Annotated in this window: 16 protein-coding genes; 13 read left to right on the top strand and 3 right to left on the bottom strand. The window is 56.4% G+C overall.

All coding sequences use genetic code 11. The annotated features are described in order from the left end of the window. Positions 1 to 21 precede the first annotated feature (21 nt). Positions 22 to 3300, bottom strand: a complete 3279-nt coding sequence (rne, locus tag GRPL_RS05735) for a ribonuclease E (protein WP_032700305.1) — start codon at positions 3298 to 3300, stop codon at positions 22 to 24. An 829-nt stretch (positions 3301 to 4129) separates the two neighbouring features. Here rne and rluC point away from each other — a divergent pair. After that, the gene (gene rluC / locus GRPL_RS05740; protein WP_015584649.1) at positions 4130 to 5083 is read left to right on the top strand and encodes a 23S rRNA pseudouridine(955/2504/2580) synthase RluC; all 954 of its coding nucleotides are present in this window, start codon (positions 4130 to 4132) and stop codon (positions 5081 to 5083) included. Between the two features lie 90 nt (positions 5084 to 5173). Here the strand turns inward: rluC and GRPL_RS27875 are convergent, their stop codons facing one another. Both GRPL_RS27875 and GRPL_RS05745 read right to left on the bottom strand, forming a co-directional pair. Continuing rightward, positions 5174 to 5443 (bottom strand): hypothetical protein, encoded by a 270-nt coding sequence (locus GRPL_RS27875; RefSeq protein WP_123618909.1) that lies wholly within the window; start codon positions 5441 to 5443, stop codon positions 5174 to 5176. A 109-nt stretch (positions 5444 to 5552) separates the two neighbouring features. After that, a complete protein-coding gene (locus tag GRPL_RS05745; RefSeq protein WP_032688367.1) occupies positions 5553 to 6137 on the bottom strand; it encodes a Maf family protein in 585 nt (194 codons plus the stop codon). 141 nt (positions 6138 to 6278) lie between these two features. Here GRPL_RS05745 and yceD point away from each other — a divergent pair, with 141 nt between their 5' ends. From yceD to holB, 12 genes are all read left to right on the top strand, one after another. Beyond that, entirely contained in the window at positions 6279 to 6800 is a 522-nt protein-coding gene (gene yceD / locus GRPL_RS05750; protein ID WP_032695736.1) for a 23S rRNA accumulation protein YceD, read from the top strand. A gap of 16 nt (positions 6801 to 6816) precedes the next feature. Then, entirely contained in the window at positions 6817 to 6990 is a 174-nt protein-coding gene (rpmF, locus tag GRPL_RS05755) for a 50S ribosomal protein L32 (RefSeq protein WP_000290724.1), read from the top strand. A 201-nt stretch (positions 6991 to 7191) separates the two neighbouring features. Next, positions 7192 to 8289 (top strand): phosphate acyltransferase PlsX, encoded by a 1098-nt coding sequence (gene plsX, locus GRPL_RS0125885; protein ID WP_071824628.1) that lies wholly within the window; start codon positions 7192 to 7194, stop codon positions 8287 to 8289. A gap of 53 nt (positions 8290 to 8342) precedes the next feature. Further along, the gene (locus tag GRPL_RS05760) at positions 8343 to 9296 is read left to right on the top strand and encodes a beta-ketoacyl-ACP synthase III (RefSeq protein WP_032688349.1); all 954 of its coding nucleotides are present in this window, start codon (positions 8343 to 8345) and stop codon (positions 9294 to 9296) included. Between the two features lie 15 nt (positions 9297 to 9311). After that, positions 9312 to 10241 (top strand): ACP S-malonyltransferase, encoded by a 930-nt coding sequence (fabD, locus tag GRPL_RS05765; RefSeq protein WP_032688348.1) that lies wholly within the window; start codon positions 9312 to 9314, stop codon positions 10239 to 10241. Between the two features lie 12 nt (positions 10242 to 10253). Further along, positions 10254 to 10988, top strand: coding sequence for a 3-oxoacyl-ACP reductase FabG (fabG, locus tag GRPL_RS05770; RefSeq protein WP_004860512.1), 735 nt, complete (start codon positions 10254 to 10256; stop codon positions 10986 to 10988). Positions 10989 to 11198: 210 nt separating this feature from the next. After that, entirely contained in the window at positions 11199 to 11435 is a 237-nt protein-coding gene (acpP, locus tag GRPL_RS05775; RefSeq protein ID WP_000103754.1) for an acyl carrier protein, read from the top strand. Between the two features lie 88 nt (positions 11436 to 11523). Then, positions 11524 to 12765, top strand: coding sequence for a beta-ketoacyl-ACP synthase II (gene fabF / locus GRPL_RS05780; RefSeq protein WP_032688347.1), 1242 nt, complete (start codon positions 11524 to 11526; stop codon positions 12763 to 12765). A gap of 132 nt (positions 12766 to 12897) precedes the next feature. Further along, positions 12898 to 13707 carry an aminodeoxychorismate lyase gene (gene pabC / locus GRPL_RS05785; protein ID WP_032700304.1) on the top strand — a complete coding sequence of 270 codons (810 nt, stop codon included), beginning with the start codon at positions 12898 to 12900 and terminating at the stop codon, positions 13705 to 13707. A gap of 2 nt (positions 13708 to 13709) precedes the next feature. Next, entirely contained in the window at positions 13710 to 14732 is a 1023-nt protein-coding gene (yceG, locus tag GRPL_RS05790; RefSeq protein WP_032700302.1) for a cell division protein YceG, read from the top strand. Beyond that, positions 14722 to 15363 (top strand): dTMP kinase, encoded by a 642-nt coding sequence (tmk, locus tag GRPL_RS05795; RefSeq protein ID WP_032688343.1) that lies wholly within the window; start codon positions 14722 to 14724, stop codon positions 15361 to 15363. Before yceG ends, tmk begins: the two co-directional genes overlap by 11 nt. Continuing rightward, positions 15360 to 16364: a DNA polymerase III subunit delta' gene (gene holB / locus GRPL_RS05800; protein WP_032700301.1), complete on the top strand. Its 1005-nt coding sequence runs from the start codon at positions 15360 to 15362 to the stop codon at positions 16362 to 16364. Before tmk ends, holB begins: the two co-directional genes overlap by 4 nt.

Genomic DNA, 16364 nt, shown 5'->3' with positions numbered 1-16364 from the left:
TTTTTTGATGCCGTACCGCGTTTACTCGGCAGGTTGTGGACGGGTTGGTTCCGCCGTCGCCTGATGAGTGGCGCTGTGGCCGCCTGCCGCACCTTTGCCGTCAAAGGCAAACGACGGGCGAACCCAGTCGCTGTGACGCGGCGCTTCTGGCTCGTAGGCCGGCGCCGGGGCACGCGTCATCGGGGCGGTCGCGTGGCGATGAGACACGATAACCGCCGCCGCGGGTGTGGCGACCACGACCGGAGCAGGCGCTGATTCGACGACCGGCGCTGTTTCCAGGACCGGAGCGGCTTCAACCACTGGGGCGGGTTCAACCACCGGAGTAGCTTCAACCACCGGCGCGGGTTCAATGACCTGCGGTGCCGGAGCTGCTTGTGCCACAACCGGGGCAGATTCCTCAACAACGGCTTCAGCTGCTGTTTCTACTGCTACCGTTTCCGGTTCTGCAGCAACCGGCGCAACACCGCTTTCTGCCTCAACAACCGGCGCTTCTGCGGCGATAGCATCCTGCGGCGCAACCTCGGTTTCGCGGGCGACTTCCGGCTGAACAGTCTGCGCGGCTTCAGCGGCGGTTGCTTCGGCTACGACAGGTTGTTCGGCGGCAGCAGGCGCCGCCTCGGCAACCGCCGGGGCGACCACTTCTGCAATGGCGGCTTCAGCGACAGCAACAGGAGCGACAGTTTCAGTAACGGACGCCTGAACCTGCTGTTCTTCCTGCTGTTGATCCTGCGGACGGACAACCGGGTAACGAATCCACACTTTACCTGACGCCATTTCCGGGGATGCACAGGCTACGGTCAGCGGCATCGGCGACTGGGTCGGGTAACGCTCATCGCGGTAACGACGACGACGCTGGCCGCTGACGCGCAGATGACGCGGCGAGCGACGGGAGCGACGCGGCATACCGTTGGCTTCGCGAGACTCGTTGTTGTCGTCATGGTCGCCGTTGCTTTCAACGACGGCAGGCAGATCGACTTTCGCCAGTTCCGTGCGCGGAGCGACCGCTTCCGGCTGGACCGCAGGCACGGTTTCAACAACCTGATCGGCCGTTTCAGCTACCGCAGACTCGATGCGAACTTTCTGGGATAACTGACGCGGTTTACGACGGGACATCGTCTGAACGCGTTCTTCCTGCTCGACTTCCTGCTGAACTACTGGCTCTTCGCGCGTTTGTGCTTTGGCTTCCTGCGGAGCCTGGCGCTTCTCGTCATTACGACGACGATTACGCTCACGACGCGGCTGCTGCTCATCGCGCGCTTTGCCTTTTTCTGCATCCTCGGTCACCGTCTGACGAGATTCACGCGGCTCGACATTCTGCTGCTGTTTCTCGCGACGATTACGGCGGTTTTCCTCGCGGGATTCACGAGGTTCACGGCCTTCGGTATTTTCAGCACGGTTATCGCGGTTATCACGACCGTCGCGGTTATCACGGTTATCACGACGATCGTTGCGATCGCGGCGATTGTTGGTCCGCGGTTTACGACGTTCTTGCTGACGTTCCGGTTTCTCTTCGGCTTTCTTCTCTACCTGAGGTTCTGCCGGTTTGGTCTCTTCTGCACCGGAGAAGATGTTTTTCAGGGCGCCAAAGAAGCGGGAGAGCAGACCAGGCTGCGCTGGCGCAGCAGCGGCTACCGCTGGTTTTGCGGCGGCAGGTGCGGCAACAGGAACTTCCTGCTCTGGCGCTGGCGGGACGTCCGGCATCACGAAGGTGGCCAGGGCCGGCTGCTCAGGGCGCTTACGCTCGGCCGGTTCTTCGTCAGCAGGCAGCGCCATCTCTTCTTCGTGCAGTTTAGGCAGCAGATAGCTCAGGGTAGAGGTCTCTTCGCCTTTACGTACGCGCAGCACGGAGTAGTGCGGGGTTTCCATCTGATCGTTCGGGACGATGATCACGCGCACGTCGCCCTGGCGGGTTTCGATGGCGCTCACCGCAGCACGTTTTTCGTTCAGCAGGTAGGACGCAATCGGCACAGGCACGATAGCGTGAACTTCCTGGGTGTTCTCTTTCAGCGCTTCTTCTTCAATCAGACGCAGGATAGAGAGCGACAGGGATTCGTTATCACGAACGGTGCCGGTACCGCTACAGCGTGGGCAGACGTGATGACTGGATTCACCCAGCGACGGGCTCAGACGCTGACGCGACATCTCGAGCAGGCCGAAGCGAGAGATATGACTGATCTGGATACGCGCACGATCCTGACGCACCGCTTCGCGCAGGCGGTTTTCCACCGCGCGCTGGTGGCGTACTGGCGTCATGTCGATGAAGTCGATGACAATCAGGCCGCCGAGGTCACGCAGACGCAGCTGGCGAGCAATCTCATCGGCTGCTTCCAGGTTGGTGTTGAATGCCGTTTCTTCGATGTCGCCGCCGCGGGTGGCGCGAGCGGAGTTGATATCGATAGCGGTTAACGCTTCGGTGCTGTCGATAACGATTGACCCGCCGGAAGGCAGGCGCACTTCGCGCTGGAAGGCGGATTCAATCTGCGATTCGATTTGATAATGGCTGAACAGCGGGATTTCACCGGTGTACAGTTTGATTTTGCTGCTGAAATCCGGGCGGCCCAGTGCGGCGATGTGCTGGCGAGCCAGCTCAAGCACTTTCGGGTTATCGATCAGGATTTCGCCGATGTCCTGGCGCAGGTAATCACGGAAGGCACGCACGATGACGTTGCTTTCCTGATGGATCAGGAACGGCGCCGGGCGGCTTTCAGCGGCTTTCTGGATTGCTTCCCAATGTTTCAGACGGAAGCTCAGGTCCCACTGCAGCGCTTCGGCAGATTTGCCGACGCCCGCGGTACGCACGATAAGCCCCATGCCGTCCGGCAGCTCAAGGCTGGCCAGCGCTTCTTTTAGTTCTGTACGATCGTCACCCTCAATGCGGCGTGAAATACCGCCCGCGCGCGGGTTGTTCGGCATCAGTACCAGATAGCTACCCGCCAGGCTGATAAAGGTGGTGAGCGCGGCGCCTTTGTTGCCACGTTCTTCTTTATCAATCTGAACAATCACTTCCTGACCTTCACGCAGAACATCCTTAATATTCGGACGACCATGAGAATTGTAGTTAGCAGGGAAGTATTCGCGGGCGATTTCTTTGAGGGGGAGGAAACCATGACGCTCGGCGCCGTAATCAACAAACGCGGCTTCAAGGCTAGGTTCAATACGGGTAATTTTGCCTTTGTAGATGTTCGCTTTTTTCTGTTCGTGCCCGGGGCTTTCGATATCCAGGTCGTACAGGCGCTGCCCATCAACAAGGGCGACGCGCAACTCTTCCTGCTGAGTTGCGTTGATTAACATTCTTTTCATCGTAACTTACTCATTATTCTTACATTGACGACTAAGCTGCGGGCAGAGTATTGCCTTGCCGGGGGAAACCGATGGCCTCGTGTCTGTTTCACGTCGCCAACCTCACGGTTGTCGCGCGCTTAAGAGGCGCAGAGTGTCGGTCGCCTGTATTTCAAACGGAAACACAGCGCAATTAGCAGGGGAACAGCCTGGGATGTATCACCAGAGAAGATTCCATTTATACGCGTCATTTTTCAGGTTGCTTCTGCGTCGGCTTGCTCGTTTCACCCCTGTTGCTGACTTACTGATGATGTCAGTTCCGGAGATTCTCTCTTTCGCCGCCTTGGCGCATCCTGAATAATTTTGCGTATATCTCGTCGTCTTTCACGTTACAGATGTAGTGGCTTAACCCGCTCATCTCAATCAGCGGACTGAGTAGAGCACCCGGGAATACCCGGAGTCGACGCCTTCCTGCGACGTGAAATCCATAGAGGCCTGTACCGGTAAGGACTGCAACCCGCAGCCCGCTAACTGTCTGAAAGATCAATACGTCTTACGCCATTGCTGCGTGGATGATCGGTCAGACAAAATTGGTCATTCCGCTAATTTCTTGTTCTAACAAGATTCAACACGGAAAACGGCATCATTATTCCATTGCTAACCTTGTTATAGCAAGTTGACTTTTACCTTTTATCACCCGGTTACTCACAGTTTTTTCACCAGCGCATACAGATTGTTCTAATAACAAACAAAACGCCGATGAAGCATTCAATGAAAACCGGATAATGATAAATATAAGCATATAAAAATGAGTGGCGCTAATGCGTCGGGCTATTTAGAATCGCGCACCATGAAAACTGAGACTCCAAGCGTAAAAATGGTTGCCATTACCGCCGATGAAGCGGGGCAACGCATCGATAACTTTTTGCGTACGCAGCTAAAGGGCGTACCGAAGAGCATGATTTATCGCATCCTGCGTAAAGGCGAGGTGCGGGTGAATAAAAAACGCGTCAAGCCGGAATACAAGCTGGAAGCCGGCGACGAAATCCGCATTCCGCCTGTTCGGGTTGCCGAGCGTGAAGAAGAAGCCGTCTCCCCGCATCTGCAGAAAGTGTCGGCGCTGGCCGACGTGATTCTGTATGAAGATGACCATATTCTGGTGCTGAACAAACCTTCCGGTACCGCGGTGCACGGCGGCAGCGGCCTGAGTTTCGGCGTCATTGAAGGCCTGCGCGCGCTGCGTCCGGAAGCCCGTTTCCTCGAACTGGTTCACCGCCTTGACCGCGATACCTCCGGCGTACTGCTGGTCGCGAAGAAGCGTTCCGCGCTGCGTTCGCTGCATGAACAGCTGCGCGAAAAGGGGATGCAGAAGGATTATCTGGCGCTGGTGCGCGGGCAGTGGCAGTCGCACACCAAAGTGGTGCAGGCACCGCTGCTGAAAAACATTCTGCAGAGCGGCGAACGTATCGTTCGCGTCAGTCAGGAAGGAAAACCGTCGGAGACGCGCTTTAAGGTTGAAGAGCGCTATACGCACGCGACGCTGGTTCGCTGCAGTCCGGTGACCGGGCGTACGCACCAGATCCGCGTTCACACGCAGTATGCGGGCCACCCCATTGCCTTTGACGACCGTTATGGCGACCGCGAGTTTGACAAACAGCTGGCTGGCACCGGCCTGAATCGGTTGTTCCTCCATGCTGCCGCGCTGAAATTTACTCATCCGGGGACCGGGGAAGTGATGCGTGTCGAAGCGCCGCTGGATAACCAGCTGAAGCGCTGCCTGCAGGTGCTACGTAATAGTAAATGATCGTCCCGGCGGACGCTGAATCCGCCATTGTCATCTGCTGCGTCGCTGTGCCAGCATTCACCGCGACGTTTTTCTCCTTTATGGGTAAATTTACCCGCCGCGCCAGCGCGATATCCCATACCGCACCCCATCAGGATTGCCGTTCGCCAGACCTCCGGGCCAGGCCAGACGGCGGCTGGCTCGCTCCCCACTGCCACTGACCTGTCGCCAGCGCCATCCTGACTTCGGCAATAGTGGTGTTGTTTCGCCCATCAGCGGATGGATAAACAGGCCGGCAGTCTGCCCCATCCCCACGGTGATGAGCAACATCAGGCTGGCAGGGTAACAGACAGCCGCGGCCAGGCGCGTGAGTGAGTCCACGGTTATTTTCAGTCGCTAAGAGGGGAAATGAGATGACTGGCTGAGACGGAAAAAAACCAAGGTAGAGCAGCAGGCCAGAACGGCGGTTCCGGCCCGGCAGAATAAACGGCTAGCGCAACAGCGGATTACAGCCTTCCCGGCGTAGCATCTGACACAGGGCGATCAGCGGCAGGCCCACCAGCGCATTCGGGTCACGTCCTTCCAGTCGCTCGAAAAGGGTAATGCCCAGACCTTCACTTTTAAAACTCCCGGCGCAGTGCAGCGGACGCTCTTTGCGCACATAATTGTCTATTTCCTGGTCGCTTAAATGGCGAAAATGGACATCAAAGGGTTCACACTCGGTTTGTAGATGGCCATTGGCGGAATGATAAAGTGCCAGTCCGGTATAAAAGGTCACAATCGTGCCGCTGGCTTTCCTTAACTGCAGGCGCGCATTCTCTTCGCTGTGCGGCTTGCCGGTAATTTCGCCATCGAGGACGCAAACCTGATCGGATCCGATAATTAAGTGCCGGGGATAGCGTTCGGCAAGAGCCTGCGCCTTCGCCTGCGCCAGACGGACCACCAGCTGACGGGCAGATTCGCCGGGGTGGGGTGTTTCATCCACATCAGGCGCCGCGCAGTCAAACGGCATGGCCAGTTTTTCCAGCAGCATTCGCCGCCACGGCGAGGTCGACGCCAGGATAAGTTCAGACATATTTTTTCATCCACATATAGCGCTTCTAAGAGCATCATTTTAAACTATGGGCCGCAATGTGTGCGAATAAATGGCGAAAGGCAACCTGAGGCTGCCTTTTTCTTTGACTCTATGACATTACAAAGTTAATATGCGCGCCCTATGCAAAAGGTAAAATTACCCCTGACTCTCGATCCGGTTCGCACGGCTCAAAAACGCCTCGATTACGAAGGTATCTATGCCCGTGATCAGGTTGAACGTGTAGCCGATTCAGTAGTCAGCGTGGACAGCGATGTGGAATGCAGCATGTCGTTCGCTATTGATAATCAGCGCCTTGCCGTTATTACCGGCGATGCAAAGGTATCAGTAACCCTCGAATGTCAGCGTTGCGGGAAACCGTTCCCCCATCATGTCCACACCACGTATTGTTTTAGCCCCGTCAGAAATGACGAACAGGCCGAAGCACTGCCGGAAGCGTATGAGCCGATTGAGGTTAACGAATTCGGTGAAATCGACCTGCAAGCGATGGTTGAGGATGAAATCATTCTCTCCTTGCCTGTAGTTCCGGTGCATGATTCTGAACACTGTGAAGTGTCCGACGCGGACATGGTCTTTGGTGAACTGCCTGAAGAGGCACAAAAACCAAATCCATTTGCCGTATTAGCCAGCTTAAAGCATAAGTAATTGAGGAGTAAGGTCCATGGCCGTACAACAGAATAAACCAACCCGTTCCAAACGTGGCATGCGTCGTTCCCATGACGCTCTGACCGCAGTCACCAGCCTGTCTGTAGACAAAACTTCTGGTGAGAAACACCTGCGTCACCACATCACTGCCGACGGTTTCTACCGCGGTCGCAAGGTTATCGCTAAGTAATCACGCACGACTCCATGGATTTCGCGCGGCAAGAGGCGTAAGCGAGAACATCGCCGGCAGCATAGACAACTATGTGACTGGGATGAACGAGCGCAGTCAACATACTTGCAGCGTGAAAGACAAAGAGTATGAGCGTGATGAAGCTTAGCGAGGATTTCCCCAGGTGACTGGGGAATAACCGAACCGGGCAGCGACGATATCTTGACACGTCTAACCCTGGCGTTAGATGTCATGGGGGGTGATTTTGGCCCATCCGTGACAGTGCCTGCAGCACTGCAGGCACTGAACTCTAATTCGCAACTCACACTTCTTTTAGTCGGCGACCCCGACACCATCACGCCATTACTTGCCAAAGCTGATTTCGAACAACGTTCGCGTCTGCAGGTGATCCCTGCGCAGTCAGTTATTGCTAGTGATGCGCGGCCCGCTCAGGCGATCCGCAGTAGCCGCGGAAGCTCAATGCGCGTGGCGCTGGAGTTAGTAAAAGAAGGGCGGGCGGAAGCCTGCGTCAGCGCGGGGAATACCGGCGCGCTGATGGGACTGGCCAAGTTATTACTCAAACCCATTGAAGGGATTGAGCGTCCGGCGCTGGTGACGGTGTTACCGCATCAGCAAAAGGGCAAAACGGTGGTGCTGGATTTAGGCGCCAACGTGGATTGCGATAGTACGATGCTGGTGCAGTTTGCGGTCATGGGCGCCGTACTGGCCGAAGAAGTGGTCGGCATTGAGAACCCCCGCGTCGCGCTGTTGAACATCGGCGAAGAAGAGATGAAGGGCCTCAGCAGTATCCGCGATGCCGCTGCGGTGCTGAAGACACTGCCGTCGCTGAACTATATCGGCTATCTTGAAGCCAACGAACTATTGACGGGCAAAACCGATGTGCTGGTTTGTGATGGATTCACGGGCAACGTCACATTAAAAACTATGGAAGGTGTTGTCAGAATGTTCCTCTCGCTGCTGAAATCACAGGGTGAGGGCAAAAAACGGTCGTGGTGGCTGCTGTTATTGAAGCGTTGGTTACAAAAAAGCCTGGCAAGGCGATTCAGTCACCTCAACCCCGACCAGTATAATGGCGCCTGTCTGTTAGGATTGCGCGGTTCCGTGATTAAGAGTCACGGTGCTGCCAATCAGCGCGCCTTCAGCGTGGCGATAGAGCAGGCAGTGCAGGCGGTGCAGCGGCAAATTCCTCAGCGGATCGCCGCTCGCCTGGAATCTTTATACCCAGCAGGTTTCGAACTGCCCACGGGCGACAGAAACGGGAACTCCCGGCAGCAAAGCGGGACGAACGAAGAAGGCTGACGCCCAGCGGTTTGAACAAGGCGGGTATATTACCCAAGAGTGACTGAGCGTACATGTATACGAAGATTATTGGTACCGGCAGTTATCTGCCCGAGCAAGTGCGTACTAACGCCGACCTGGAAAAAATGGTAGAGACGTCTGACGAGTGGATTGTTACTCGTACGGGTATCCGTGAACGTCGTATTGCTGCACCGAATGAAACCGTTGCTACGCTGGGTTTTGAAGCGGCAAAAAATGCGCTGGATATGGCGGGTGTTAAACCGGAGCAAATTGGTCTGATCGTTGTTGCGACCACCTCGGGTACTCACGCATTTCCAAGTTCGGCTTGTCAGATTCAGTCTATGCTGGGTATTAATGGCTGCCCGGCCTTTGACGTGGCGGCGGCGTGCGCAGGGTTTACCTACGCACTGAGCATCGCCGATCAATACGTGAAAAACGGAGCCGTGGACTACGCGCTGGTGATTGGCGCTGACGTTCTGGCGCGTACCTGCGATCCTGGCGATCGCGGGACGATCATTATTTTTGGTGATGGCGCGGGAGCCGTCGTACTGGGCGCTTCTGAAGAGCCGGGTATCATTTCCACCCACCTGCATGCGGATGGCCGCTACGGCGAGCTGTTAACGCTGCCGAACGCCGATCGCGTTGAGCCGGAAAATCCGATCTATCTGACGATGGCGGGCAACGAAGTGTTTAAAGTTGCCGTGACCGAGCTGGCGCATATTGTCGATGAGACGCTGGCGGCTAACAATCTCGATCGCTCGGCGCTGGACTGGCTGGTACCGCATCAGGCTAACCTGCGCATCATCAGCGCGACGGCAAGAAAACTGGGGATGTCGATGGATAACGTGGTGGTGACGCTCGATCGTCATGGCAATACCTCCGCGGCTTCCGTTCCCTGTGCGCTGGATGAAGCGGTGCGCGATGGCCGCATCCAGCGTGGTCAGCTGATTCTGCTGGAAGCCTTTGGTGGCGGTTTCACCTGGGGTTCCGCGCTGGTTCGTTTTTAGGATAAGGATTTAGACATGACGCAATTTGCTTTTGTGTTCCCGGGACAAGGTTCTCAGACGGTCGGCATGTTGTCTGACATGGCAGCGGCGTATCCGGTTATCGAAGAAACTTTCCGTGAAGCCTCTGCGGCGTTGGGTTACGATCTGTGGGCGCTTGCTCAGCAGGGCCCGGCGGAAGAGCTGAACAAAACCTGGCAAACCCAGCCTGCGCTGCTGACTGCTTCCGTGGCGCTGTATCGCGTCTGGCAGCAGCAGGGCGGTAAGACCCCGGCTCTGCTGGCGGGTCATAGCCTGGGTGAGTATTCCGCGCTGGTTTGTGCCGGCGTGATTGATTTTGCCGACGCGGTGCGTCTGGTCGAAATGCGCGGCAAATTTATGCAGGAAGCGGTCCCGGAAGGGACCGGCGCGATGTCAGCGATTATCGGTCTTGACGATGCGTCTATTGCGAAAGCCTGCGAAGAGTCCGCCGAAGGGCAGGTCGTGGCTCCGGTCAACTTTAACTCTCCGGGCCAGGTGGTCATTGCCGGCAACAAAGAAGCCGTTGAGCGTGCCGGTGCTGCCTGTAAAGCTGCCGGCGCTAAACGTGCGCTGCCGCTGCCGGTGAGCGTCCCGTCCCACTGCGCGCTGATGAAGCCTGCGGCGGAAAAACTGGCTGTCGAACTGCAAAACATCACCTTTAACGCACCGGTTATTTCGGTGGTGAACAACGTTGATGTGCAGTGTGAAACGGCGCCAGACGCGATTCGCGATGCGCTGATTCGCCAGCTGTACAGCCCGGTTCAGTGGACCAAAACCGTTGAGTTTATGGCATCCCAGGGCGTAGAACACCTGTATGAAGTGGGACCGGGTAAAGTCCTCACCGGTCTGACCAAACGTATTGTTGACACCCTGACCGCTTCCGCGCTTAACGAGCCAGCAGCGATGTCTGCGGCGCTTGAGCAATAAAAGAGGAATACCATGAGTTTTGAAGGAAAAATCGCGCTGGTTACCGGTGCAAGTCGCGGCATTGGCCGCGCAATCGCAGAAACGCTTGTCGCCCGTGGCGCGAAAGTGATCGGCACGGCCACCAGCGAGAGCGGTGCGCAGGCGATCAGCGATTACCTCGGTGCTAATGGCAAAGGTATGCTGTTGAATGTGACCGATCCGGCATCTATCGAATCTGTTCTGGGAAATATTCGCGCAGAGTTTGGTGAAGTTGATATCCTGGTTAATAATGCCGGTATTACTCGTGATAACCTGTTAATGCGAATGAAAGATGATGAGTGGAACGATATTATCGAAACCAACCTGTCATCAGTTTTCCGTCTGTCAAAAGCAGTAATGCGCGCTATGATGAAAAAGCGTCACGGCCGCATTATTACTATCGGTTCTGTGGTCGGTACCATGGGAAATGCTGGTCAGGCCAACTACGCTGCGGCGAAAGCGGGTCTGATTGGTTTTAGTAAATCGCTGGCACGTGAAGTCGCGTCCCGCGGTATTACTGTTAACGTTGTTGCTCCGGGCTTTATTGAAACGGACATGACGCGTGCGCTGTCTGAAGATCAGCGTGCGGGTATTCTGGCGCAAGTTCCTGCGGGTCGCCTCGGCGATGCAAAAGAAATCGCCAGTGCGGTTGCGTTCTTAGCTTCTGACGAAGCAGGTTACATCTCTGGTGAAACCCTGCACGTCAACGGCGGAATGTATATGGTCTGACCGAGATTTGCACAAAACGCTCAGGAACCGCGCAGTCTGTGCGATCCCGAATGCGGTTTTGTGCAAAATGATTTGCGTTCTGAGGGCAAACACCCGCAAAATAGCGTAAAATCGTGGTAAGACCTGCCGGGATTTAGTTGCAAATTTTTCAACATTTTATACACTACGAAAACCATCGCGAAAGCGAGTTTTGATAGGAAATTTAAGAGTATGAGCACTATCGAAGAACGCGTTAAGAAAATTATCGGCGAACAGCTGGGCGTTAAGCAGGAAGAAGTTACCAACAATGCTTCCTTCGTTGAAGACCTGGGCGCTGATTCTCTTGACACCGTTGAGCTGGTAATGGCTCTGGAAGAAGAGTTTGATACTGAGATTCCGGACGAAGAAGCTGAGAAAATCACCACTGTTCAGGCTGCCATTGATTACATCAACGGTCACCAGGCGTAAGTGAACATCTCCAGGCGGTCATTCGACCGCCTGAGTTTTATCTTTTTTTGTCCCACAAGAATCTATTTTCCCTCCCTGGAGGACAACCGTGTCTAAGCGTCGTGTAGTTGTGACCGGACTGGGCATGTTGTCTCCTGTCGGCAATACCGTAGAGTCTACCTGGAAAGCTCTCCTTGCCGGTCAGAGTGGCATCAGCCTGATCGACCATTTCGATACTAGCGCCTATGCAACAAAATTTGCTGGCTTAGTAAAGGATTTTAACTGTGATGACATTATCTCGCGCAAAGAACAGCGCAAGATGGATGCCTTCATTCAATATGGAATTGTCGCTGGCGTTCAGGCCATGCAGGATTCTGGTCTTGAAGTAACGGAAGAGAACGCAACCCGCATCGGCGCCGCTATTGGTTCCGGTATTGGCGGTCTTGGCCTGATCGAGGAAAACCACAGTTCGTTAACCAACGGCGGACCTCGGAAGATCAGCCCGTTCTTTGTACCGTCTACAATTGTTAACATGGTGGCCGGGCATTTGACCATCATGTTTGGTCTGCGTGGGCCGAGTATTTCTATCGCGACCGCTTGTACCTCTGGCGTACACAATATTGGTCAGGCTGCGCGTATGATTGCGTATGGCGATGCTGATGCAATGGTGGCCGGCGGTGCGGAAAAAGCCAGTACCCCGCTTGGCGTGGGTGGCTTTGGCGCCGCGCGTGCGCTCTCAACCCGCAACGACAATCCGCAGGCGGCAAGCCGTCCGTGGGATAAAGATCGCGACGGTTTTGTGCTGGGCGACGGTGCAGGTATGGTGGTGCTGGAAGAGTACGAGCACGCCAAAAAACGCGGCGCGAAAATCTACGCGGAAATCGTCGGCTTTGGTATGAGCAGCGATGCTTACCATATGACGTCTCCTCCGGAGAATGGCGCCGGCGCGGCCCTGGCGATGGTGAATGCCATCCGCGATGCAGGGATTGAACCGGGCCAGATTGCTTACGTTAACGCGCATGGCACCTCGACGCCGGCGGGCGATAAAGCAGAAGCGCAGGCGGTTAAATCTGTCTTCGGTGACGCCGCAAGCCGCGTGATGGTCAGCTCAACCAAATCAATGACCGGGCACCTGCTGGGCGCTGCCGGAGCAGTAGAATCGATCTACTCCATCCTGGCGCTGCGCGATGGCGTGGTTCCGCCGACCATCAACCTGGATAATCCGGATGAGGGTTGTGACCTGGACTTCGTTCCACACGAAGCGCGTCAGGTTTCCGGTATGGAGTACGCGCTGTGTAACTCCTTCGGCTTTGGTGGCACCAACGGTTCACTGATCTTTAAAAAGATCTAAGCCCGTCGCGCTTGCCGCTAAATCCTGACTCAGGCCTGCATCAAATGCGGGCCTTCTTTTTTCTTCAGCTTTCTCTGCTTGTCCTGCGTAATTCATCCTGAGACACTGACAGGCCACCGATAAGGAGCCGCTATGTTCTTGATTAATGGCATTGAACGGGACACCCTGGCCGCTAATGACCGGGCCATTCAGTTTGGGGATGGGTGCTTTACCACCGCACGCATTGCGGGACGTAAAGTACAGATGTTGCCAGCCCACCTTCGCCGTTTGCAGCAGGCCTGCGAAAAACTGATGATTCCCTACACCCGCTGGCAAACGCTGGAAGAGGAAATGCGGCACCTGGCGCTGGCGCATGATGACGGCGTGCTTAAAGTCATTCTGACGCGCGGTGCAGGCGGACGCGGCTACAGCGGCGCGAGCTGTCAGGCTCCCACACGTATCCTCAGCGTTTCGGCTTATCCGGCGCATTATGCGCGCTGGCAAGAAACCGGCGTTGCGCTGACGCTAAGCCCGGTTCGGCTGGGACGTAATCCGGCGCTGGCCGGGCTGAAGCACCTAAACCGCCTGGAACAGGTGTTGATCCGGTCTCATCTTGAGCAGACGGACGCCGATGAGGCGCTGGTTCTTGACAGCGACGGGTGGCTTACGGAATGCTGTGCCGCGAATCTGTTCTGGCGCAAGGGGATGGATGTGTTTACGCCACGTCTCGATCATGCCGGGGTCAATGGCATTATGCGCCAGCATTGCATCGCGCAACTGGCACAATCGCCGTTTCGCGTTGTCGAAGTCACTGCGGGTGCGGAGGCGTTGCGTGATGCCGATGAAGTGCTGATATGCAATGCGCTGATGCCGCTGGTACCGGTTCGCCGCTGGGACGAGACATGCTGGTCCTCGCGAGAGCTTTATCATTTTTTAGCCCCACTGTGTGAGCTGTCTGGTTAGTCATGAAGAAAATGTTACGTTTTATCCTGCTGTTGTTGGTAGTGCTGGGCATTGCTGCAGGCGCGGGCATCTGGAAAGTTCGTCAGCTTGCACAGAGCAAGCTGCTGATTAAAGAAGAGACGATCTTCACCTTAGAGGCCGGTACCGGGCGCATGGCGCTGGGTGAGCAGCTGTATGTCGATAAGGTGATCAATCGGCCGCGCGTATTCCAGTGGCTGCTGCGTCTTGAGCCTGAATTATCCCACTTTAAAGCCGGTACCTACCGCTTTACGCCGGACATGACGGTGCGGGAAATGCTGCAACTGCTGGGCAGCGGCAAAGAGGCCCAGTTCCCGCTGCGCTTTGTGGAGGGGATGCGGGTGAGCGACTACCTGCGTCAGCTGCGCGATGCGCCGTATATCAAACATACGTTGGCAGATGACCGCTACGAAACCGTCGCCCAGGCGCTTAACCTCGAGCATGCGGATTGGGTTGAAGGCTGGTTCTGGCCGGATACCTGGATGTATACCGCCCATACCAGCGATGTGGCGATCCTCAAGCGCGCGCATCAGAAGATGGTCGCGCAGGTCGAAAAAGCCTGGGAAGGGCGGATGGATAATCTGCCGTACAAAGATCAGAACCAGCTGCTGACCATGGCGTCCATTATTGAAAAAGAGACGGCGGTTGCCGAAGAACGCGACCGCGTGGCGTCGGTATTTATCAATCGCCTGCGGACTGGCATGCGTCTGCAAACCGACCCGACCGTTATCTACGGTATGGGGGAGAGTTATACTGGCAAGCTGACGCGCAAAGATCTGGAGACGCCGACGGCGTACAATACCTACGTGATCGGCGGTATGCCGCCGGGACCCATCGCCGTACCGGGAGAAGCCTCTCTGAACGCCGCGGCGCACCCGGCGAAAACGCCCTATCTCTATTTTGTTGCCGATGGTAAGGGTGGGCATACGTTTAACACCAATCTGGCCAGCCACAACCGCTCGGTGCAGGATTATCTGAAAGTACTTAAGGAAAAAAATGCGCAGTAACTATATCGTTATCGAAGGCCTGGAAGGTGCAGGGAAGACCACCGCGCGCAATCTGGTGGTGGAGGCGCTGCAGGAATCAGGTATCAGCGATCTGGTGTTTACCCGCGAGCCGGGCGGCACTATTCTGGCCGAGAAGCTGCGCAGCCTGGTGCTGGATATCCAGTCCACCGGCGATGAAGTGATTAATGACAAAGCCGAAGTGCTGATGTTTTACGCCGCCCGCGTTCAGCTGGTCGAGACGGTGATCAAACCCGCTCTGGCTCGCGGTCAATGGGTCATCGGCGATCGCCACGACCTGTCGACCCAGGCCTATCAGGGCGGCGGTCGCGGTATCGACCAGACGATGCTGGCTACGCTGCGTGATGCGGTACTGGGTAATTTTCGCCCGCACCTGACGCTGTATCTGGATGTGACGCCGGAGGTGGGGTTGAAGCGCGCGCGCGCGCGCGGTGAACTCGATCGCATTGAACAAGAATCGCTGGCTTTCTTCAATCGTACCCGGGCGCGCTACCTTGAGCTGGCGGCACAGGATCCGACTATTCACACCATTGATGCGACGCAGTCGCTGGAAGCCGTCGCAAGTGATATCAAGGCGGTTATCCGCCGGTGGGTCGCGGAGCAAAGCGCATGAAATGGTACCCGTGGTTACGCCCGTCATTTGAACAATTAGTCGCCGGCTATCAGGCTGGACGGGGTCACCATGCGTTACTGCTTCAGGCATTGCCTGGCATGGGAGGGGAGGCGCTGATCTACGCGCTGTGCCGTTATCTCATGTGCCGACAGCCGGAAGGAAATAAAAGCTGCGGGCAGTGCCATAGCTGCCAGTTGATGCAGGCTGGTACGCACCCCGATTACTACACCCTGGCGCCGGAAAAAGGCAAAAGCGCCCTCGGTATTGACGCTGTGCGTGATGTTAACGAAAAGCTTTATGAGCGTTCCCGTCTTGGCGGCGCCAAAGTGGTGTGGGCAGGCGATGCTGCTTTGTTAACGGATGCGGCGGCAAATGCCCTGTTAAAAACGCTGGAAGAGCCGCCGGAAAATACCTGGTTTTTCCTCGCCTGTCAGGAGCCCGCGCGGTTGCTGGCCACGCTGCGTAGCCGCTGTCGCCTCCATCACCTCGCGCCGCCGTCAGAGTCCTACGGGCTGGCGTGGCTGGAGCGCGAGGTGGCAATGCCTCAGGAGACGCTGCTCTCTGCGCTGCGCCTGAGCGCGAATGCGCCAGCAGCGGCGTTGGATCTGCTGCAGGAGAGTCACTGGGCTTCCCGGCAGCAGCTTACCCAGACGCTGGCTGGCGTCTTAAGCAGCGGCGACTGGCTGGCGCTGCTGCCGATTTTGAATCACGAACAGGCCGCGGTTCGTTTGCACTGGCTGGCATCGCTGCTGCTGGATGCACAAAAACGGCAACAGGGCATCACGCTGGTGAGTAACCCTGATGCCTGGACGCTGGTCAATCAGCTGGCGCAGGCGCTGCCTGCCGCCCGTTTGCAGGCGATCGCCCGCGACGTCAGCGCCTGCCGCGACCAGCTGTTGAACGTGATTGGCGTCAACCGCGAACTGCTGCTAACCGAGCGCCTTCTGCGCTGGGAACATTACCTGCAACCTGGGACGGTACTTCCCGTATCCCACCTCTGA

This window comes from Klebsiella planticola ATCC 33531 (assembly GCF_000735435.1).
GTDB classification, from domain to species: domain Bacteria; phylum Pseudomonadota; class Gammaproteobacteria; order Enterobacterales; family Enterobacteriaceae; genus Klebsiella; species Klebsiella planticola.
The sequence above is the reverse complement of the archived record's forward strand: the minus strand, read 5'-3'. Positions and strand labels throughout refer to the sequence as shown.